Raw genomic sequence first — 20133 nt, forward strand, 5'->3', positions numbered from 1 at the left:
ACTAACTCCTCTATTTACTGGCAACGGCCTGTTGAAGCGCCTTTTCAGCTCGCGTAGCTGCACCATTTTCACCATGTTCACGCAGGACCTGTACCAGCTGGTGCAGCTGTGCTGCCGTCATGCCGACCCGCATACTTGCTCGCGTATGCGATAACAGTTGCGCTTCAACGCCTGGGGTAGCCGCTAATGCACCAACAGTGGCCAGCTCGCGGCTTTGCCAGTCGAGGTTATCGCGGGCGAAAATGTCGCCAAAAAGGTGCGTTTGCAGGAATTGATTTATGACCGGCGCAAAATCAAAAAGAGGTCCCTGGACGGGAGTGCCTGAGATTTTAGTCTGGTTTTCTGTACCGACACGGCGAAGCTCGTCCCCTACCGGGATGGGGGCGGCCGGTTCATTACCCACGACGTCTTCGATGCCACGTTGTTTACGTGCTTCGACGACCTTCATCAGTGCATTAAGCGCATTCAGGCTTCGGGGGAAGCCCGTATAGGCATAGAGCTGAACGAGAATTTCTTTGGATTCGTTTATGGTAAGCCCTGCATCAAGCCCTTGATTAAGTGCCGTGTTCAGCTTATCCATCTGACTGCTGGCCATCGATACCGCAATCAAAGGGATAGCCTGCTGGCGCGCTGACAGCGTATCTGAAACCGCTTGTTCATGGTTCATTTCTGAGGCACCTTTATTGACGGACGCAGCATTTGCCGCGAGACCAAAACTTAAGGTCAGCAATACCGCTGCCGCTAGTGTCTTAATGGGTGTGGTATTGTTCATCTGTCACTTTCTCCATCCAGTTAACGCTTTTGCCATCCACAATTCCGGTTATTGCCAGATGCGTCATCGCGCTGCCTGCCGCAGCCCCATGCCAGTGCTTGACACCCGCCGGAATAAAGACAACGTCACCGGCGCGGATTTCCTGCACCGGCTTGCCTTCTTGTTGAGTGAGCCCGACACCTGAGGTCACAATCAGTCGCTGACCTGCCGGGTGGGTATGCCAGGCGGTGCGGGCACCCGGTTCAAAGGTGACATAAGCGCCGGAAACTCGGATGTCGCCATCAGGTTTGAAGAGAGGATCAACCCTGGCGCGACCGGTAAAGTTTTCGGCTGGCCCATACACTGCACTCTGACTTCCTGCAGGGGTAACATGGACAACGGGATTTTGTTCCGCTGCCCAGGGTGAACATGTGAAGAGGGGCAGCAACAGCCCGAGGTAACGTAAACGACTGATCATTTAAAGCATCCTTATCAATGAAAAGTGGGGATTGCCTGCAGCAATTTTATCTGGGGAGTAATGACGTCAGGCTGACGCCACCCTGACAATTCTGTCAGTTAACATCGTTCCCGGCCCGGTTCCTCAATAACCGCTACTGACCTTTTTCCGCTTGCATCGCAAAGGTGAGGCCAAATCTTCACTACGCGCAAAGACATCTCTCCGGTGCATATTGGCGAGGGCATTACGATTGATAAACCCAGCCCATGACATTTATCACTCTTTGCTCTGGAGGCGTCGACGCATATAAACCGTTCAAAAGTCGATGTAAGTGCTCTGCTGATAACGAGACTTCCTCTTAATTTTTTAACGGCGCTTCAACATCTGAATAAACCTGCACGGCATCCGGCAGGCGTTGACCCCGGATAGAGATGGTATCCAGTGACCGGGTAAGCTCGGTCATTTCTGAAACAGTCAGCGATACGCCGGAAGCCGCAGTGTTTTGTAGCATATGGTCTTTATTTGTGGTGCCGGGGATAGGAACTATCCAGGGTTTACGGGCCAAGAGCCACGCCAGTGCAATCTGGCCTGGTGCGGCATTTTTTCTTAATGCCCAGGATTTCAGCAATTCAACCAGCTGTAAGTTATGTGTGATGTGGTCGGAGGAGAAGCGCGTTTCCGTTGCACGTATATCACCGGTGGCGAATCGGGTTTTTTCATCAATCCAGCCCGTTAAGAACTGTACGCCCAGTGGGCTCCACGGCACGAATCCTATGCCCAACTCTTCACATACCGGGAGGACCTGTTTTTCAGGACCGCGCCAGAGCATGGAATATTCGCTTTGTACGGCCGTAAGCGGTAATGCCGCATGGGCGCGTTTTAACGTGTTTATGCCCATTTCGGACAAGCCCCAGTGCAGGACTTTACCCTGATCCATTAAATCCTTAACCACACCCGCGACATCTTCGATAGGAACCTGGGGATCAACCCGGTGTTGATACAATAAATCGATGCGATCGGTACGCAAACGTTTGAGCATATTTTCGACGACCTGTCTGATATGCTCCGGTCTGCTGTTAAGACCCGGCAAACGCTTACCTGTCTGCTGATCAATGTTCCAGCCAAATTTAGTGGCGATGACGATTTTGTCCCGGAAAGGGGCAACGCCTTCCCCGAGGATTCTTTCTACTTCAAAAGGCCCGTAGGCTTCAGCAGCATCGAAAAATGTCACCCCTTCATCAAATGCCCGGCGGATAACATTGACCATCTCGGGGCGCCAGGGAACAGAGGTGTCGTATTTTCGACTCATGTTCTGAACGCCCAGCCCGACGGCAGAGACTTCCAGATCCCCAAGTTTACGTTTGCCCGGAGCAGCAGGACGTTGGTCATTTTGTCTTATTGAATCTACCTGTGAGGATTGGTTTGCCGCCGATACGTGGGGGATCAATGAGGCGGCGGCAATGCCCGCCCCCGCGACTAATAGCGTGCGCCTCTCTGGCATTGCTGGGTCATTCTGGCTTTTCATTGATCGCTCCTTTTCTCAGAAAATTGAAAATGAATCGCATTTATGCCTGACCATTTTGCCCACTGATAGCCGACATAAAGCTGACAGCTACCTGACTTTTTTGTCATAAACACCTGGCTGTAGCAGTCTGCTTCCTGACAAAAATGTTATTTCCCGGTCACGATGCTGACAGTCCACCTCCCCTAATCTGAGCCTGCAAATTTGATTCCGCGAGCCTGGGTAACCAGTCTGGCACTCATCGGGAGAGACCATGAAATTCACGCTTATAAGTGCAATGCTGCTAACGGCACTCGCTGGAGTGACCTCAGTCAATGCGGCTGATTACCAAAAAAATCCATTCACACTCGTCTATGACGGTGCCATCTCTGAGAACGTCAAAGGTAAGGTCAACATTCATCCGGTGAAATACGATCTGCATGGCATCCAGATTGCCGCGAATGTCTATACGCCTGCTAACTACGATCCTGCAAAAAAATATCCTGCCGTAGTGGTTGCACATCCTAATGGTGGCGTTAAGGAACAAGTCGCCGGGTTATATGCGCAACGCCTGGCCGAGCATGGTTACATCACGATTACAGCCGATGCAGCCTGGCAGGGCGGAAGCGGTGGTATGCCTCGCAGCGTTGATAAACCCGCTAACCGTATCGAGGACGTTCACGGCATGGCTGATTACATCAGCCAGTATCCGGGGGTTGATACTTCCCGCCTCGGTCTGCTTGGCATTTGCGGAGGCGGGGGGTATTCACTTGTTGCTGCGGAGACGGACAAACGGTTCAAATCGATTGCTACCATCAGCATGTTTAATTCAGGTCTAGTACGCCGCAATGGTATGCAGGATTCACAGCTGGACACTATCCAGCAGCGCCTTCAGCAGGCCTCTGATGCACGCGCTCTGGAAGCAGCCGGGGGCGAAGTGCTTTATTCCGGTGATGCCAACCTGACGGATGAACAGATCGCAAAATTACCTTTTGCCTTATATCGAGAGGGCTACGAGTATTACTGGAAAACCCATGCACACCCGAACTCAACATTTAAATACACTACCAGCAGCCTGTTAGATTTGATGAGCTTTGACGTGACGGATCATATTAATCTCATCAATAAACCATTGCTTATGATTGCCGGTACAAAAGCCGATACGCTCTATATGACTAAAGATGCGTTCGCGAAAGCCACCGGTACGAAAGACAAAGAACTCTTCCTGATCGATGGCGCGACCCATATCGAAACGTACTGGGTTCCCAAATACGTAGACCAGGTATTGCAAAAGTTGGACGTCTTCTTTGATAAGAACATTTAGTGAGCTTAGGATGACACCCCCAGCCTTGCAGGCTGGGGGATGCTCATCAGCTGTCGTCACTTCCCGCTGCATTTCATGGTGCTTATTCACGTGATACACCCAGATTAACGAAGTGAAGGTCAAAGATAATTGCGCCTTTCAGATAGACGCTATGAATGGAATTCATAGACCTAATCTGCTGCAGGGAATGATAACAATGACCTTATGTGACAGGATGGTTCCGGAGGCAGTGAGCAATTCACTTAAGATTACGTTCAGATGGAGATGCAAATGAGTTCGCAAGAGCCAACATTCAGTGAGGTAGTAAAAAACAGGTACTCGGCAAGAGCCTTTCTTCCAACCCAAATTCCCTGCGATATCCTCAGCGACATTTTGCTTGAAGCGCAATGCGCACCTTCTAACTGTAATACTCAGCCCTGGTCTTTGCATATCATCGCAGGGGATAAGCTTCGTGAATTAAGCAATGCACTGAAGGAAGATCAGAAGGCTGAGAACTACAGCCTTGATTTTACGTTTGATAAAGAAGCATATCCCGAGCCATTCAGGCAACGGGCTACTGAGCAGGGGCGCTCTTATTATCAGGCATTGGGTGTTGCGCGAGGTGATAACTTAAGTCGGTCAGAAGTGTTAGAACGTAACGTCAAATTTTTCGGAGCGCCTCATGTTGCACTGTTATTCATTCCTGTTGTTGGGGACAACGTCCGCGTTGCCTCGGATGCAGGAATGTACGCTCAGACATTCCTGCTTGCTTTGGCAGCTCGCGGTTACGCAGGCGTTCCACAGGCAGTCCTGAGTTATTTTTCCCAAACGGTGCGTAGGATATTAAATGTTCAGGAGGATTTCAGGCTACTTTACGGTATCTCTTTTGGAGTGCCCGACAAAACGCATCCCTCCCTGAGTTACAGGGAGGGGCGGATTCCCACAAACGAAAGTGTCGTCTGGCATCAATAAAAGCCACTGTTTTTGAGCTGAACGGCCAGTGCAATTAAATCGCTGACTAACGTAAAAGACGCAGTTATCCAGCCCATCGCCCATGGTGTGCCGTCACTGAACAGATCAAGTGGAAGTGAATATATGATGCCGTTGCCGCACTACAACGCAAGCAGGCATTAGCATCGATGCGGAGCCAGAAAAACAAACATGGTTTCAGGATCGATTTGTGGTTGCGGGCGAGGCAAATTTTGCGACGCAAGAGGACCGTTAATAACAAAATTCCAATTGGGGGGCTTATTCACGTTAGTTTAAAATTCCCTGGCTTTCTTTTCCTGAACCAGGCGGATTTAAAACTTAATTATTTATATAAAGAGATATTCTGAAAGTGCGATTTTAAATGTGTGGCACTTGTTGAGTGTGTCACCTTAAATCATATCATTTATAGTCATTCAATATTAACACTGATTCTCAGAGGTGGTAATGACACGTGATGAGCGCATTGTCTATGAGTTGCCAATGTGGATTGAAGAGAACATAAATTCTCCATTGAAAATCCAAGAAGTTGCTTTACGTGCAGGGTATTCTAAATGGCACATTCAAAGGATGTTTGCTCGGGTCATGAGCATAACATTAGCTGAATATATACGAAATCGAAAACTGAACTTAGCTGCGGAATCATTAATTTATAGCTCAAATAGCATTATAGAAATATCTCTCGACTATGGATTTACATCTCAGCAAGCATTTACACGTGCATTCGTGAAGTATTATCAAGTTCCTCCTGCAGTCTATCGCAGGGTAAATAAAAGGTTTAATAATTAATGTGCCGATAAGTGTCAATAAAATTAATATAAAGTTGTATTTTAGTTTTCTGTAAATAAATAATTTGTTGGCTCTGCTTATTATGGGTGCCGATTATTTGTTAATTTTCTCTGTGTTGAATAATCTGGCTAAAAATTTGAATTTATTATAAAAGACTGGGGGGGGTATTAAGTAACGAGTAAGCTATTATTTACGATATATTATTAAATGCTTTTTAGAAACTAATTTCTAACCCTTTTGTGCCATGGTTATAATTATTTGGCAAGTTAATATTTATCGGCGAAATACGACGATTTTAACAATCTTTATCTTACGTTGAGTATATTTTTTTATGAGTACTCTGATTGTATTCCTAACTTACATGCAGGTTGATCTTTAATATGAATGAAATACTCATTGTTGAGCCTCAGTTTTTTACAACTTTTGAATGCGTGGGGGGAGCGTGCATTGATCACTGTTGTAAGGACTGGGATATAGTATTAAATAAATCGACAGTTAATCTTTATAAAAACAGCTCAGATATTGAAATACGAAAAATATCAGATGTTAATGTTATCAACATTGAGATTGATGACGGGAACTGGGGAAGGGTGAAATTAAAAGACACTGGGAATTGTTCCTTTCTGGATAATGATTGTCTATGCAAAGTACAGAAGTCTCTTGGGGAAGATGCATTAAGTCCTACATGTGCTATTTACCCTCGAGTTTACACCAGTCATAAATATGAAATCAGAAGTAACTTAACGCTATCTTGCCCTGAAGCTACCAGAATGCTTTTAACTAACACCGGTTCCATGCTCTTTAACGAGAAAATAAAAAAGAGTAATTATGCTTTAGACGCCCCTGATGTTCTTGAAGAAAATAGATTGTTAAATTTGATGTGCGTCAATATTATGGTAGGGTGCGGGAAAAATATTGAAGTGGGGCTTTATGGTGTTTTGAAGATTTTATCGTTTCATGATGATTTGTTAAATGATAATAATGTGCATGATAAATTACTTAATTATTTCGATGGCATGATGTCCTCCATTGACTCAGGTGAGTTAATCGCATGTCTTGATAAAATAACGCCAAATTACAAGTTACAGGGGGAGCTATTCACACGATTAAAAGCATCTTTGAGTAAAAAGAATGAAGGGCGTGGATCTAAACCTTTTCAATTTTTCTTACAAAAAACAAGCAATCTGATTGGCAAAGGAATGAAATATAAGGAGCTTTTGCCTTTTCTTATTGCTATTAATTCAGCATGGGATGGCAACGTCAACAAGTGTACTAAAAACCATCCATACTTTATGAGTAACTATATTCAGTATCGCATGTACGAGGATTTTTTTCCTTTCAAAAATGGAAAGGATGCATTGTTGAATGTTTCGATTTTAATGGTAGAGTGGTTTTTACTTAAATTATTAATAGCCTCAGTAATTGAGTTGGATTCAAATATAACAGAAGTCGATTTGGTTAAATTATTTTACAGCTACCATAGCATCACTAGGCATGATAATAATTATGAAGATAATCTTCTGGACGATATTATGGGTTTAGAAATAGAGGGCTATTCCTCTTTAATCTACCTTTTAAAATAATTCAATATTTTTCTAGGCTGATGGTTGGATGCCGAGCCGGTATAAATCTTTATTTGTCATGGTCATCAACATAAACTCTGCATCCTGAATCAGATCAGACCTTTACACAATCATTCCTCTCATGAGGCCAGATCTGGAGATATTGTCATGGTTTTACCAACCAGCTCCTAACTGTTTTGGTTCGGATCGAGTTTCAATGATATAGATCGCCCGCCAAGCACTACCATCTCAGATAATGATAACTAATGGTATCTGAGCGACTCTGACAAGAGGGGGGCTCTTAACTGGCAGTCTGGTCCGAGATAACCTCAATTATGATCACTTCAAACTGAAGGTACGCAAATAACGCTTTTAGAATTTGCGGGCTAAGGCTGATTGAAGGCGCTAAGGCCTTATTCTGTGCCGGACGGAGAGCCGGCCCTTAAGCGCTTTTCTGGGTTCCGGGAATTTTGATACCTAGAGGAAGGCTCGCAGTCATGCATGCTAGCTGTGCGAGCAGGCCGAGACAGCCGGATAAGAGTTTTATCGTTCGTGAGATCACGGCATCCTGAGATAGAAACCGGCAGCCCTGTCCGGTGCCGGTTTCAGCTTATCTGCCGAAAAGAACGCTGGATTTAAGCTCAGCAAAAAATAAGCGAAGCGAGTGTAACACAGTCCGTTACGTCAGCGGCGTCTTTACTTCTCCAACTACATCACACATTGCGCATCGGGCAGTGGCACGGAACGCCGCCTTTTCCTCATGCTGCCTGAGCGTAGTTAGTTTAAGCAACAAGTATTGCTGGCGCACCTCCCCATACGACATTAGCGCTTTGGAGTAACAATATAAGTTCGTGTAATCTTGATTATGTTAAATGTGTACTAGATGCTTTCCCTTATCGTGGGATTTGCATTCATAAGGGACTACTTTAAGACCCCTACGCCTCTATCTGTTCGTTTAACCATGAAGATGTAGCGTCTTTTTTGTTCAATTAACCTTTATTACTTATCAGTATTGAGAAAATTTAACTTAAAGCACTGAGGAAATCGAGGGTGTCAGCATAAGCGCCAACTTAAGCTGATATAAATCATACGGTTATGTGATTTACTCCTTGAGCGTCTTAGCCTATTGAATTATATGAATTTATAGTTATAAGATACAACTTCTCTCTTCGGCTTATGATAAAAAACAAATGGATGTTAAGATGATTACAAGCAATGCTTCGGTAATTGATGAAACACAGCAAAGTTCTAACGAGGATAACTTAGTTGATTTTCTTACTCAGGAAGAGCAAGGAGCGCTATATGTGTTTCTCACAAAATGTCCTTGGCTCTTTGTTAAGGAAGTTATAACAGCCAGCAAACTTGAAAATTGTTTAAGCAATAGCAAAGATAAAACATTTGAAAAAATGGTGATAGTTTTAGATACTCTAAAGAAAGATGACAGAGATTCTTTTGATGAATTTTATGTTAAAGTTAACTATTATTCTCATAATAGCCTTACCTTTAATAAAAAAGCTTTTTACCCACTAACATTATCTGAAGAGTATATAAAAGATATTATTCCTGAAATCGAAAAGGAAACAGGGACAATATTTAACTTTGTTGACACACCGCTCAACTCTGTTACGGATGAAGATAGCCAGTGGTTCATAACCAAGGATTATTTGGCTTGTTTTTTCTATTCATTTAAACAAGTTGAATCTAAAACTAAGATTAACCCTAATGATTTTGATAGCCTAAGGCACTTCGATCAAATCTTTGGATATGAGAAGAAAGAGAAGCAATTTTTTGACGGTTTTTTTATTAATAGGTCTAATAATCGATCATACTTAGTCATTGATATCAGTGAAACTGATAATGCAGATTTTTGTATGGAAGCGCAACGTGTTATTCTACCTAAAATAAAACAAGAAATTCATAAATTCAAAGAAGCTCCAAATTTATTAAAAAGAGATTTATTCGCTACCATCGAAAAAATATGTTTACAAGAAGATGGTCATTTGACCGATATTCCCTACTCTATTCATGAAATGAATTTCATAAGTGGTGAGATGACCCGCTATACTGAGAAGAAATCACCCTTTCATGCAGATGTAAGAAAAGACCTTTTTCATATTGGTGGTTTTGAAAAGGCGAAGCAAGATTTAATTTTTTATAAAGTTTCTTTTAACTTAGATAAGTTAGTGGCTGATTATGGCTATAAATATAAGTTGCTAGCGTCAATACCTGGTTCATATAAGAGGGCTGTTTCTGGAAGTGGTATTAGCGATAATGCTAATTATTTCACTTTATCAAACTGCTTAAGTTACTCTGATTTTAGTCAAGTTTCCCTGATGGTGAATTGAGAATGACAAAGTTAAGAGCTTTGGAGGAAATAGAAAAAAGAATTTTTAGCTTAGAAATATATGAGAGTGTTTCAAGTTATTGTTTATTACTAGCAAGGCGCATTATTGATATCAACACTAACCCTACAAGCATCGTTCTATTCAGAAGCAACATTGAATCGATGAAAAAGGAACTAAGTTATAATGGCAGCTATATCGATATATTGAAACCTCTTCTACACCCAGATGTTGACTTCTTATATCTTGAATTTTTATTGATATGGGGTGAAGAAAATCATCCGGTCAGTTCAAAAGAGCTGGATCAAGCAGAGCGAGATGGTTATTTATACAATCCTTTTATTGATGATTTTATGTATCACTATTTGGAGTATATTGCTCCAACATTTAGAATCACTAAAGAGTTTGAAAGTCTGATTAAGGATTGTCAAGAATGAACATTGAACAGTCCGATTTTCTTTCTTCGATTAGCATGGACGAATTTCTTTTTTTTAAAAGAATAAAGCTTATTGAAAAAGCTAGAAGCTCATGGGAGCATTTCGAAGAGCTCATATACTCCCTATTGGATAAAGCTAGGGAAGGATTGTCCTCATCAAAAGACTCGTTTAGCTATGAAGAAACAAGAGAAGATGCATATTCAGATATGCTGCTTCCTTATTTAAATAAATATGATGAACATGGATTGGTTGCAGTAAGAGAAGGTAAAAGTGCTGGGCATTGTGACATAGTTATTACTTTGGCTGGCTTTAAGTGGCTAGGTGAAGCGAAGAAGGCTAGTGGGTATGAACACATTTTCTCAGGTTTTCTTCAACTATGTAACAGATATTCATCATGCCATTCAAACTCTAAGTCAGGTGGGGTTTTATTATATTGTGGTCAACAAAAAGTTAATTTGGTAATGAATAGATGGATGACTCACCTTTCCGAAAATTACGTTGAAGCAATTAGTTATCAAAATGACAAGAATGATGAGAATATTAAATATACAACCCACCTTCATACAGAAAGTGGCACTGAATATAAAGTAATACACTATCCATTTTACCTTCATCATAAACCACTTGATTAACATCATATTGTCGGGTGAACAATGAATCACCCGATTTTTTTGTTGAAAACATTTTTGTTCTGCGTTGTATGCACTCCTTTTGCCCACAGAAAACATCTCACCCACTTTCAGCCTGGAGATTACCTAATTTATAATCTTATATAATTTAGGTTTTACCAGTCTATCTTCTTCGTAACTAGCCTTGTGCTACTTGAACGGTTTTATAACGATCCTAACTTCATATAATAAGCATTATATGAAGCTAGGATCCGGTAAAGGATCCGGTTATGATGGGGATCTCCGTCGTGATCGTGCCTGAGCAAACCTGCACCGTACGGCGTTGGACATATTTACGGCAGCGCTACGTGAATTATGCTGGGTTACTGCCCTGCACATACCTCAGAATTCACACAGCAACGCCTCCACGATGACGGCAGAAATACCGGACGATATGAACGAAAAACACCCTGCTTCCGCACTGAGTCTGGCCTCTGATGCTGACATTGCCCACCGGCTGCGCGAGTTCGTGCAGGATCGGGAGGCGTTCTCTGAGAACACGTGGCGACAATTGCTCAGTGTGATGCGGATCTGCGCGAAGTGGGCAGAGGAAAATGGCCGCTCCTTTTTACCCATGTCCTCTGCCTGCCTGCGCGACTATCTCCTCTACCTGCAGGCCAGTGGGCGTGCCTCCTCAACGGTGTCTACCCACGCAGCTCTAATCTCAATGTTACACCGTAACGCTGGTCTGGTGCCGCCGAACACCTCGCCGCTGGTTTTTCGCGCGGTAAAGCGCATTAACCGCACAGCTGTTGTTCAGGGCGAACGCGCCGGCCAGGCCATACCGTTTCGTATTACTGACCTGCTGAAGCTGGATACTGCCTGGTCTGGTTCCAATCGTCTTCTGCAGACGCGAGATCTGGCCTTCCTGCACGTGGCTTATGCAACCCTTCTGCGCATCAGCGAGCTAGGAAGGCTGAGGGTCCGGGACGTGACCCGGGCATCGGACGGGCGCATCATTCTGGACGTGGCCTGGACCAAAACGATCGTACAAACCGGGGGACTCATTAAGGCACTCGGCGAGCTGTCAACGACGCGCCTGACGGAATGGCTAACTCAGTCCGGGCTGATTTCCAAACCGGACGCATACATCTTCGGACCGGTGCATCGCTCAAATCAGGCCGTCGTCAGTACCGTTAATCCGCTTTCTACCCGTGCCATTGAGGATATTTTCGGCCGTGCTTGGCACACTGCCGGATATCCGGGTGAGGTCAAAGCCAATAAAGGGCGGTACCGGGGCTGGACCGGACACAGTACGCGCGTTGGCGCAGCGGTCGATATGGCCATGAAGAAATACAGTACCGCGCAGATCATGCAGGAAGGTACCTGGAAAAAGCCGGAAACGGTGATGCGTTATATCCGCCATGTGGATGCGCACGCCGGTGCCATGGTTGATTTCATGGATAACCATCCTTCAGGCTGATATTGGCCGATCGTCTGCTCAACAGTTATTTTTCTCGTTATTGAAGATAGAAGCATAGTGCTGGAAGGAGCGTGTAAGAGCATTTTTTCCGGCTTAAGCCATATGGAGACCATTCTCTGCTGGCAAATATCTCGGCAAAATATGTCCTCTCAACTCACCTTTTTGCCAGCTCGCATCAGTCTTCGATAAAATATGTCAGGTTGCGCAGCGTATTGCGCGACATCGCACCTACATCAGCCGGGAATGAGGTTGCCCATATCCGCCAGAAAATGTTTGCGGCGTTTGCCGGTGAAACATTATGACTGAGACTGAAAACTATAGTTTCCATTAAGGTACCGAGCCGCTGTTTATCACCATGCCAAAGATTTTTTGCTCCGGGCACCGGTTCATTCGCGCCAGAACGGGCGCTCAAGAAATTTTTTGAACAGTGCCTTGGTGTTGATGCCCTCAAGCTGTGGGTTTGCTTAAAATGGTATCCGTATTGCCGCTAAATACCGAAGCCACCAACTGCGGGTTTTCTTCAGGAAGTTTGCGCCCTTGCTCTAAGGAAAATGTCAGACCAAAGGTGTTGATGCCCCCCTCGCTGCGGGCGAAAATATCACCGCGATGCATGATGGCAACGGCGCGCACAATCGATAATCCTAGTCCGTGATGAGTGGAGCTTTTAGCGCGGGAAGAGTCGACGCGATAAAAGCGCTCAAACAAGCGATGCAGATGTTCGGGCGCGATTTCGACGCCATAATTCGATACAGCAACCACCGCCTGCGTCGCGGTTTCACGCAGTTCAACCGTAATGGTGCTGAGCGGCGCAGCGTGTCGGGCGCTGTTTTCCAGCAAGTTTGCCAGTGAACGGTGGAATAGGCGCCGGTCAATGTGCACCATTACATCCCCTTCGACCTGCAACGTCAGCTGTTTCTCAGCGAAAGAGGGTTCGACATATTCGGCCGTTTTAGAGGTTTCAGCACGCAGAGACACCAGTGTTAACTGCGAGGCATGTTCGCCCGCATGTGCATGAGATAGGAACAACATATCGTTAACAATGGACGTTAAGCGCTCCAGCTCTTCAAGATTGGAGCCCAGTAACTCTTCCAGTTCTTCCTGCGAGCGTCGACGGGACAATCCAAGCTGCGTCTGACCAATTAAATTGGTGAGTGGTGTGCGCAACTCGTGGGCAACATCGGCATTGAAACTTTCTAACTGTCGCCAGGCAACTTCCTGCCGTTCCAGCACACCGTTGAAGGAGGCAGCCAGTTGTGTGAGCTCTTCCGGTAAGGCATCCAGATTGAGCCGCTGAGCATGATCGCCGGGAGCCAGTAGATGTGCCTGCTGGCTTAACGCGCCAACCGGACGTAAACCGATGCGAGATATGATATATCCCAGCAATGCCACAATAAACACACCTATCGTGGAGATGACAAGTAGCGTACGCGTAAATGCATCGAGTGTGCCCATGTAAGGCGTGGAGTCGATTGCCACTACAAAGCGAAGTACAGGACGTTCATCCCGAGCAGGAATGGTTTTGACCAGCAGGAACAACGAACAGGCATCATCTGATGCGCCGGGCACTTTGTTAAATCCTTCCTGCAATGCGCTCCAGCTTACACCCAGTGGTGGTGCTCCGCCGACGTTAAAGCGCACATCATCACTGAGAATCCAGTAACGCACACGTTCGCCTTCGGAACTGGTTAAATCGGTAAATTTTCTGGCCAGCGCCGGCCAGCCTTCGCTGGAAGTGCGTGCGTTAATCCAAGGGCTCATCAGCGATTCGCGAAAGAGCAGTTCGTTGTGCATCTGCTTTTGCAAAGAGTCGTGCAACGAGGTGCGCAGCAGTAAGCCAATCGTTGAGACGATAAGCACAATACTCAGCACAAAAAGCACTGCGAGGCGTGCGGAGATCGAACGTTTAGCCATGTGGATTTCCCCGTACTTCAAGTACATAGCCCATGCCACGCACGGTATGAAGCAATTTAACCGTGAACGGTGCATCGATCTTGGCGCGCAGGCGTTTAATTGCCACTTCGACCACGTTGGCATCGCTGTCGAAATTCATATCCCACACCTGTTCGGCAATCATCATCTTCGACAGGATTTCGCCTTGATGACGAGCCAGCAAACTGAGTAGCGAAAACTCTTTCGCAGTTAATTCCAAACGAATGCCGTGGCGGAATACCCTGCGTGCCAGTAGGTCAAGTTGCAGATCATGGACGTGCAGTTGTGTAATATCAGCACCATCCGTGGTGCGTCGGCGAACCAATGCCTGAATTCGAGCTACCAGTTCAATTAAGGAAAAAGGTTTTGGCAGGTAATCATCTGCACCGAGGCGCAACCCCTTCACTCGCTCATCAACCGAACCACGTGCAGAAAGCATCAATACTGGCGTTTGTTTGCTCGTGCGAATTCCCTCCAGCACACGATAGCCATCCATGCCCGGCAACATGACATCCAGTATGATGGCGTCGTAATCGAACTCAAGTGCAAAGTGCAAACCTTCCGTGCCATCGGCAGAGACGTCAACGTTAAACCCCGATTCGCCCAGCGCGCGGCTCAAATAAGAGGAGGTTTTTTCTTCGTCTTCTACCAACAATAAGCGCATAGGAAGTATTTCCTGTTTCAACGGATAAACGTTATTTTGCATTAGATTTGCCAACATTTAGCTGACATTTTCCTGACGGAATTGTCAGGAAAGTAACAGGTAAAACTGGCCACGTTGTTATTCTGCCGTCACGACGGTAACAGCACGGATTCTATAAGCTCATCAGGCGCCACGCTAAGTATGTTTGGTCCCGGACAGGTGCGCCATAACAGCTATCAGGATTCATAACTTTCGACGATTCAGGAAGACCTGCGCGCGGCCACGGATACGCACATCAAAGAAGCCTCCGCCGGTGAGGTCACTTACTCAGGTGATGCCATCCTGACGGATGAGCATATTGTAAAACACCCGTTCGATCCTTTTCGGCAGGGCTACAAGTATTACTGGGAAACCTACGCGCACTCGAATTCATAAAATGAGCAGCCTGATGAATTCAGTGTGCAAAGCCATATAGCCCTCATCAATCAGCGGTTAAACATGATGGCCGGAACCTAGGCATAGTGCAAAGCGCATTTAGGAAAGCCAGCAGCCCCCCCAAAAACTGTTGCTGATTAAGGGTACAACACATATCGAGACCTATAAGGTTCTCGATATGTGGGTGGAGATATGAATCAACTCGCTGCGTTCTTTGACAAAAATGTTTAGCTTTGGGATCTTCCCCTGGCGGCAGCGATCGCCATTACCGCACTTGCTACGGTAAACAACGCGATAATCCACCCCATCGTCCACGGTGTGCCATCACTCAATAGTGCCAGCATCAGGGATGAGATGATCCCACTACCGTATTGCAGGGAACCAATGAAGGCCGAAGCGGATCCTGCCATATTGGGCACAGTATCCATCGCTGCTGCCGTCGAAGTAGCGGCAACAATGCCGTTCATTGAGAAGAAAACGAAAATCGATAGAATGATCGTTGTGATGCCACCAAATTCAAGTTTAGTGCAGAACGCGAGTATAACGGCAGCAACGGTCGCAACCACCACGGCAAACTGAAGAAGCATTTCTAATGGATAACGATGTACCAAACGGCGGTTCACCATGCTCACGGCCATTAGTCCCACAACATTCACCGCAAAAAGCCAGCCATAATGCTGCGCATCGATGTTAAAATAAGTGATGTAGACAAATGGCGAACCGGTTATAAAGGCATACGCGGCGACATAATAGAATGTCACACACAGGGTAAAGCGCATGAACTGGTGATTCTTCATTAAGGCAAAATAATTTGCAAATGCGCCCGATAGTGACGCCTTTATTCTTTTTTCTGGTGGCAAGGTTTCAGGCAACAGGCACATCAAAACCAACATAACCGCGCCGATACCTGCCAGTAGCCAAAAAATGATATGCCAGGACGTCACTCTGATCATCTGCCCACCCACAAGCGGCCCAGCGATTGGCGCAATGGCCATCACGACCATTAATGTCGAGAGCATTTGTGCTGCACGGCTTCGACCAAAAAGGTCGCGTATCATCGCACGAGCCAGCATCGGACCGGTGCAGGCCCCTAAGGCCTGGAAAACGCGCCAAAAAACGATTTGCGTCATATCCGCAGATAGGGCGCAACCGGCAGAACCGATGACAAATAATATCAGCCCTACAAACAGTGGTTTTTTACGACCGAAATGGTCGCTTAAAGGCCCCCATATCAACTGAGCAATACAAAAGCCGATTAAAAAACCAGTAATCGTTAGCTCGGCATCACCATTAAGTTCTCTCGCCATAATTGGCATAGCGGGAAGATAGATGTCGGTAGAAAGCGATGTGATGGCCATCAACGCGCTAAGGATAAGAATAAAAGGTAAACCGGTCGATTTAACAGTGTAGGAATTCATACGCTGAGATGCGCCATTCATTTTAATATCCAGGCAAAAAGAAGGTGTTCATTTTACCCGTTGCTGATGAGAAGATAATGTCCGGTAATTGCAATGACGCTATGAGTGGCATTCATCAATCAACGCTTTAAATGCAGTTTTTTGGCAAAATGCAGAGTTAAATCAAGCACTATTACGGGTTTTCACAACATCAGCCATAACCGAAAGAGCAATTTCGGCGGGCGTTTTGCTTCCTATACTTAAACCAATAGGTGCTTTAATTCGCGCTAATTCATGAGGCTGCATGCCGCCAAAATTTTGCAAGCGTAGTTTTCTTTTTTGACTATTTTTAGATGACCCCATAATACCAATATAAAAGGCGGAGGTATTGACGGCCTCCATCATTGTTAATTCATCAATACGTGGATCATGCGTTAATGACACTATGGCAACGGAAGCATGTGCGCCATTTAGCTCTAACCAGCGAGCCGGATGCTGAGGCACTATAGATATGTTATCTTCGCCTGAAAAATAGCCTTCAAGCTCACTCAGCATTTCAGGGCGATGCTCACAGACACGAACGTGATAACCCAATAACTGACCAATACGGATACATTCGTAAGCCACCGTAGAGTAACCAGCGACGAATAACTCAGGAACTGCGCCAACCGGTAAAACAACAGACTCATTATCGTATTTAAGTTGCGGGAGTTTTTCATCAGATGAGATCTGGTGCCAGCTAGCACTTTTACCCGGTTCAACCGTTTTTACCAATGGGGTTTTTCCAGTTAAGGCTTGTTGCATGGCTTGCAACAACGCGAAACTTTTCGCATCTGCTGGAAGGTATTCAATGAGAATATCCAGACTTCCGCCACAGGGTAGTTGAACATCGGGTCGCATACCACCTTCACCATAACGAACTATCTGGCTAGATTCGCGATAATCCCCTTTAGAAAGCTGTGCCAGGAAGTCTTCTTCGATGCAGCCTCCGGACAGCGATCCACAATATTGCCCTTCAATGTTCACCGACATAATCGTACCTTTGGCGCGTGGTGATGAACCATAGGTACGCAATACCGTACAAATCCATACGACTTGTCCAGACTGGCACCAGTCCAGTGCGGCGGTAATAACGCGTTGATCGAGAGTAATCATTAGCTCCTCTCAGTTCCCAAAAGATCATCAGGCCTGTCTATATCCCGTAGACAGCCAATGTCATCTAAATAGACAGGTTCAGGTAGACAGGTTCTCAATAGCGTTTGTGCTCCTGTATCACCCTGCAGTAATGCTAATGCTTGAAAATAGTGGCACTGAAATCCTACTGGGTGCCCTGGCTTTTCATTAACCATAGCTCTCACCGACGCATTATTTTGTAGTGCACTACTGACGGCCAGATAACTCGAAGTCTTTAGCCAGGGCAAATCGGCCAATGAAATAATTACACCATGGTAGCCTTCACAAGCTTTCATGCCTGCAGCAATTGAGCTGCCAATACCATCACTGTGGCAAAATATCGGCGTGGCATTCTTTAGTAATGAGTGAATATGGCGATCCTCTGGTCGGGTGACAACATACACGTCCATTCCAGTTGCTGATGCCTGCTCGAGCGTATGCTGCAAAACAGGTTTATCATTAATCATGGTTAGCAATTTATGCTGGCCATTAACCTGACGAAAACGGCGGCTATGTCCCGCCGCCAAAATGAGGATCGCATTCTGCACTTTGTTCGACTCTTAATTTTTACGCTGTTCAGCGACTTGTTTGGCAGTGACTGTCCCTTGTTTGCCACCAAACTGCAGTAATACATAGTTAGCTACTGCTGATACTTCCTCATCTGAGTATTTATCCCCAAAGTCCGGCATTATCAGCGTCTGGTCTTTAACATTCAGATGGGTGCCACGCAGAATAGCCTGCACAATGCTTCTTCCCTGCGGGTCGTTGACTGCCGTGCTGCCTTTTAACGACGCATAAGGCGTCTGACGTCCATTACCATTCCACAAATGACAGCCACTACAATCACCGGCAAAAAGCTGCTGTCCCTGCGATTGCGTCTGCGAAGACGGCAATATAGCGTTTGAATGACTTGCACCTTCAGGCTCTAAGTTTACTTTGGCACTGATGTCCGATTTGATCGGAGTGATATGACGTAAATACTTTACTAACGCCACATTATCTTCTGGAGTCAGGAATTGCGTGCTGTTTTGCACAACTTCTGCCATCGGGCCAGAAGCACTACTTCTGCCTTCGGCATGCCCCGTCGCCAGGAATTGTGAAAGTTGAGCATCGCTCCACGTGCCAATGCCGGTGTCCTGATCTGGCGTGATATTACCTGCAAACCAGCCTTGTACAACTTCACCGCTCAGATGCTTGCTATTGTTGAGTCCAAATCCAAGGTTTCTCGGAGTATGGCATTCAGCACAGTGCCCTAATGGACCAGCCAGATAGGCTCCCCTGTTTAACTCATCATCTTCGCTGGTAACCGGAGTAAAACGGTGGTTATCAAAAAAGGCCAAGTTCCAGAATTTCATTCCCCAGCGCTGATTAAAGGGGAAAGAGAGCTCGTTGGTGCGGTTGGCCTGCTTTACAGGTGGCAAGCTGAACAACCATGCTTTTATTGCCAGGACATCGTCCCGACTCATACCCGTGTAAGAGGTGTAAGGCATGGCCGGATAAAGATTGCCATGTGGGCTTATACCTTGTCTTACTGCTGCAACAAATTGATCATCGCTCCAGTTGCCGATACCTGTTTCTCTGTCCGCCGTAATATTAGTTCCATAAATAGCCCCGAATGGCAGGTTGAAACGGAATCCACCGGCAAAAGGTTTGCCACCGGGTGCGGTATGGCAGGCAACGCAATCGGCAGCTTTTGCCAGATATTCACCGCGCTCAATTTTGCTGGTCATTGATGCTGGCGCGCCAGCTATGGGGGCTGAGGATTCATCCCCTTCAGGCTTGAGAAACTGATATGTGCAATAAATGAGTCCTGCCACTATCAGTAGACTAAGTACGCCGAGCGATCGCTTTACGACTGGTTTCATCCTTTGGCCTCCTCAGACATATTTGTCGCTGCCTGATGAATTGCCGCGCGAATACGTGCATAGGTCGCGCAGCGGCATATGTTGCCGCTCATCGCTGCATCAATATCGCTATCGTCGGGATTGGCTTTTTGTGAGAGCAAAGCCGTGGCTGACATAATTTGTCCTGACTGACAGTATCCGCACTGCACTACATCAAGATCCATCCACGCTTTCCTCACCGCCAGACCGACCGAGGTTTCTCCAATGCCTTCAATCGTCGTGATATGTTTTCCTTTAGCCGCTGCAACGGTTGTCTGACATGCCCTGACCGGAAGACCATCAAGGTGGACTGTACACGCGCCGCACATGGCAATCCCGCAGCCAAATTTAGTGCCAGTTAAGCCTGCCTCATCACGAAGAAACCACAGGAGAGGCATCTGTTCGTCATCATCAAACTGAACAGACTGATTGTTGATGGTTAGTGTTGTCATG

At 45.9% G+C, this 20133-nt stretch carries 18 protein-coding genes and 1 pseudogene; 8 read left to right on the plus strand and 11 right to left on the minus strand.

Annotated elements, in window-relative coordinates; all coding sequences use genetic code 11:
* Positions 1 to 10 precede the first annotated feature (10 nt).
* From PMI17_RS02005 to PMI17_RS02015, 4 genes and pseudogenes are all read right to left on the minus strand, one after another.
* A complete protein-coding gene (locus PMI17_RS02005) occupies positions 11 to 772 on the minus strand; it encodes a carboxymuconolactone decarboxylase family protein (RefSeq protein WP_007885539.1) in 762 nt (253 codons plus the stop codon).
* Entirely contained in the window at positions 750 to 1229 is a 480-nt protein-coding gene (locus PMI17_RS02010; RefSeq protein ID WP_007885540.1) for a cupin domain-containing protein, read from the minus strand. The genes PMI17_RS02005 and PMI17_RS02010 overlap by 23 nt, the downstream gene beginning before the upstream one ends.
* A 123-nt stretch (positions 1230 to 1352) precedes the next feature.
* Positions 1353 to 1554, minus strand: a pseudogene (locus PMI17_RS25830) (hypothetical protein); the annotation flags it as partial.
* A 12-nt stretch (positions 1555 to 1566) separates the two neighbouring features.
* Positions 1567 to 2733, minus strand: a complete 1167-nt coding sequence (locus PMI17_RS02015; RefSeq protein WP_007885541.1) for an aldo/keto reductase — start codon at positions 2731 to 2733, stop codon at positions 1567 to 1569.
* 250 nt (positions 2734 to 2983) lie between these two features.
* Between PMI17_RS02015 and PMI17_RS02020 the strand changes: the two genes are divergently transcribed.
* From PMI17_RS02020 to PMI17_RS02055, 8 genes are all read left to right on the plus strand, one after another.
* The gene (locus tag PMI17_RS02020) at positions 2984 to 4033 is read left to right on the plus strand and encodes an alpha/beta hydrolase (RefSeq protein ID WP_007885542.1); all 1050 of its coding nucleotides are present in this window, start codon (positions 2984 to 2986) and stop codon (positions 4031 to 4033) included.
* 270 nt (positions 4034 to 4303) lie between these two features.
* The gene (locus tag PMI17_RS02025; protein ID WP_007885543.1) at positions 4304 to 4984 is read left to right on the plus strand and encodes a nitroreductase; all 681 of its coding nucleotides are present in this window, start codon (positions 4304 to 4306) and stop codon (positions 4982 to 4984) included.
* A gap of 462 nt (positions 4985 to 5446) precedes the next feature.
* Positions 5447 to 5788: a helix-turn-helix domain-containing protein gene (locus tag PMI17_RS24625; protein ID WP_007885544.1), complete on the plus strand. Its 342-nt coding sequence runs from the start codon at positions 5447 to 5449 to the stop codon at positions 5786 to 5788.
* A 380-nt stretch (positions 5789 to 6168) separates the two neighbouring features.
* A complete protein-coding gene (gene fliB, locus PMI17_RS24420) occupies positions 6169 to 7371 on the plus strand; it encodes a flagellin lysine-N-methylase (RefSeq protein ID WP_007885545.1) in 1203 nt (400 codons plus the stop codon).
* A 1181-nt stretch (positions 7372 to 8552) separates the two neighbouring features.
* The gene (locus PMI17_RS02040) at positions 8553 to 9695 is read left to right on the plus strand and encodes a hypothetical protein (RefSeq protein ID WP_007885546.1); all 1143 of its coding nucleotides are present in this window, start codon (positions 8553 to 8555) and stop codon (positions 9693 to 9695) included.
* A 2-nt stretch (positions 9696 to 9697) separates the two neighbouring features.
* Entirely contained in the window at positions 9698 to 10129 is a 432-nt protein-coding gene (locus PMI17_RS02045) for a hypothetical protein (protein WP_036619956.1), read from the plus strand.
* Positions 10126 to 10761 carry a hypothetical protein gene (locus PMI17_RS02050; RefSeq protein ID WP_007885549.1) on the plus strand — a complete coding sequence of 212 codons (636 nt, stop codon included), beginning with the start codon at positions 10126 to 10128 and terminating at the stop codon, positions 10759 to 10761. The genes PMI17_RS02045 and PMI17_RS02050 overlap by 4 nt, the downstream gene beginning before the upstream one ends.
* 430 nt (positions 10762 to 11191) lie before the next feature.
* The gene (locus PMI17_RS02055; protein WP_036620004.1) at positions 11192 to 12220 is read left to right on the plus strand and encodes a tyrosine-type recombinase/integrase; all 1029 of its coding nucleotides are present in this window, start codon (positions 11192 to 11194) and stop codon (positions 12218 to 12220) included.
* A 447-nt stretch (positions 12221 to 12667) separates the two neighbouring features.
* Here PMI17_RS02055 and PMI17_RS02060 read toward each other — a convergent pair whose 3' ends face one another.
* From PMI17_RS02060 to PMI17_RS02085, 7 genes are all read right to left on the minus strand, one after another.
* Positions 12668 to 14131 carry a heavy metal sensor histidine kinase gene (locus tag PMI17_RS02060; protein WP_007885551.1) on the minus strand — a complete coding sequence of 488 codons (1464 nt, stop codon included), beginning with the start codon at positions 14129 to 14131 and terminating at the stop codon, positions 12668 to 12670.
* Positions 14124 to 14813: a heavy metal response regulator transcription factor gene (locus tag PMI17_RS02065; protein ID WP_007885552.1), complete on the minus strand. Its 690-nt coding sequence runs from the start codon at positions 14811 to 14813 to the stop codon at positions 14124 to 14126. Before PMI17_RS02065 ends, PMI17_RS02060 begins: the two co-directional genes overlap by 8 nt.
* Positions 14814 to 15454: 641 nt before the next feature.
* Entirely contained in the window at positions 15455 to 16666 is a 1212-nt protein-coding gene (locus PMI17_RS02070; protein WP_007885553.1) for a multidrug effflux MFS transporter, read from the minus strand.
* Between the two features lie 141 nt (positions 16667 to 16807).
* A complete protein-coding gene (locus PMI17_RS02075) occupies positions 16808 to 17779 on the minus strand; it encodes an XdhC family protein (protein WP_007885554.1) in 972 nt (323 codons plus the stop codon).
* On the minus strand, positions 17779 to 18345 hold the full coding sequence (locus PMI17_RS24630) for an NTP transferase domain-containing protein (RefSeq protein ID WP_007885556.1): 567 nt from the start codon (positions 18343 to 18345) through the stop codon (positions 17779 to 17781). The genes PMI17_RS02075 and PMI17_RS24630 overlap by 1 nt, the downstream gene beginning before the upstream one ends.
* Positions 18346 to 18357: 12 nt before the next feature.
* Entirely contained in the window at positions 18358 to 19662 is a 1305-nt protein-coding gene (locus PMI17_RS02080) for a cytochrome c (protein WP_007885558.1), read from the minus strand.
* Entirely contained in the window at positions 19659 to 20132 is a 474-nt protein-coding gene (locus PMI17_RS02085; protein ID WP_007885560.1) for a (2Fe-2S)-binding protein, read from the minus strand. The genes PMI17_RS02080 and PMI17_RS02085 overlap by 4 nt, the downstream gene beginning before the upstream one ends.
* Position 20133 lies beyond the last annotated feature (1 nt).

Source organism: Pantoea sp. GM01 (assembly GCF_000282675.1).
GTDB classification, from domain to species: Bacteria; Pseudomonadota; Gammaproteobacteria; order Enterobacterales; family Enterobacteriaceae; genus Pantoea; species Pantoea nemavictus.

What these genes read in the sequence shown, in the direction of transcription:
- PMI17_RS02005 (WP_007885539.1), bottom strand. Translation starts at nt 772, where the DNA reads ATGAACAATACCACACCCATTAAGACACTAGCGGCAGCGGTATTGCTG.
- PMI17_RS02010 (WP_007885540.1), bottom strand. Translation starts at nt 1,229, where the DNA reads ATGATCAGTCGTTTACGTTACCTCGGGCTGTTGCTGCCCCTCTTCACA.
- PMI17_RS02015 (WP_007885541.1), bottom strand. Translation starts at nt 2,733, where the DNA reads ATGAAAAGCCAGAATGACCCAGCAATGCCAGAGAGGCGCACGCTATTA.
- PMI17_RS02020 (WP_007885542.1), top strand. Translation starts at nt 2,984, where the DNA reads ATGAAATTCACGCTTATAAGTGCAATGCTGCTAACGGCACTCGCTGGA.
- PMI17_RS02025 (WP_007885543.1), top strand. Translation starts at nt 4,304, where the DNA reads ATGAGTTCGCAAGAGCCAACATTCAGTGAGGTAGTAAAAAACAGGTAC.
- PMI17_RS24625 (WP_007885544.1), top strand. Translation starts at nt 5,447, where the DNA reads ATGACACGTGATGAGCGCATTGTCTATGAGTTGCCAATGTGGATTGAA.
- fliB (WP_007885545.1), top strand. Translation starts at nt 6,169, where the DNA reads ATGAATGAAATACTCATTGTTGAGCCTCAGTTTTTTACAACTTTTGAA.
- PMI17_RS02040 (WP_007885546.1), top strand. Translation starts at nt 8,553, where the DNA reads ATGATTACAAGCAATGCTTCGGTAATTGATGAAACACAGCAAAGTTCT.
- PMI17_RS02045 (WP_036619956.1), top strand. Translation starts at nt 9,698, where the DNA reads ATGACAAAGTTAAGAGCTTTGGAGGAAATAGAAAAAAGAATTTTTAGC.
- PMI17_RS02050 (WP_007885549.1), top strand. Translation starts at nt 10,126, where the DNA reads ATGAACATTGAACAGTCCGATTTTCTTTCTTCGATTAGCATGGACGAA.
- PMI17_RS02055 (WP_036620004.1), top strand. Translation starts at nt 11,192, where the DNA reads ATGAACGAAAAACACCCTGCTTCCGCACTGAGTCTGGCCTCTGATGCT.
- PMI17_RS02060 (WP_007885551.1), bottom strand. Translation starts at nt 14,131, where the DNA reads ATGGCTAAACGTTCGATCTCCGCACGCCTCGCAGTGCTTTTTGTGCTG.
- PMI17_RS02065 (WP_007885552.1), bottom strand. Translation starts at nt 14,813, where the DNA reads ATGCGCTTATTGTTGGTAGAAGACGAAGAAAAAACCTCCTCTTATTTG.
- PMI17_RS02070 (WP_007885553.1), bottom strand. Translation starts at nt 16,666, where the DNA reads ATGAATGGCGCATCTCAGCGTATGAATTCCTACACTGTTAAATCGACC.
- PMI17_RS02075 (WP_007885554.1), bottom strand. Translation starts at nt 17,779, where the DNA reads ATGATTACTCTCGATCAACGCGTTATTACCGCCGCACTGGACTGGTGC.
- PMI17_RS02080 (WP_007885558.1), bottom strand. Translation starts at nt 19,662, where the DNA reads ATGAAACCAGTCGTAAAGCGATCGCTCGGCGTACTTAGTCTACTGATA.
- PMI17_RS02085 (WP_007885560.1), bottom strand. Translation starts at nt 20,132, where the DNA reads ATGACAACACTAACCATCAACAATCAGTCTGTTCAGTTTGATGATGAC.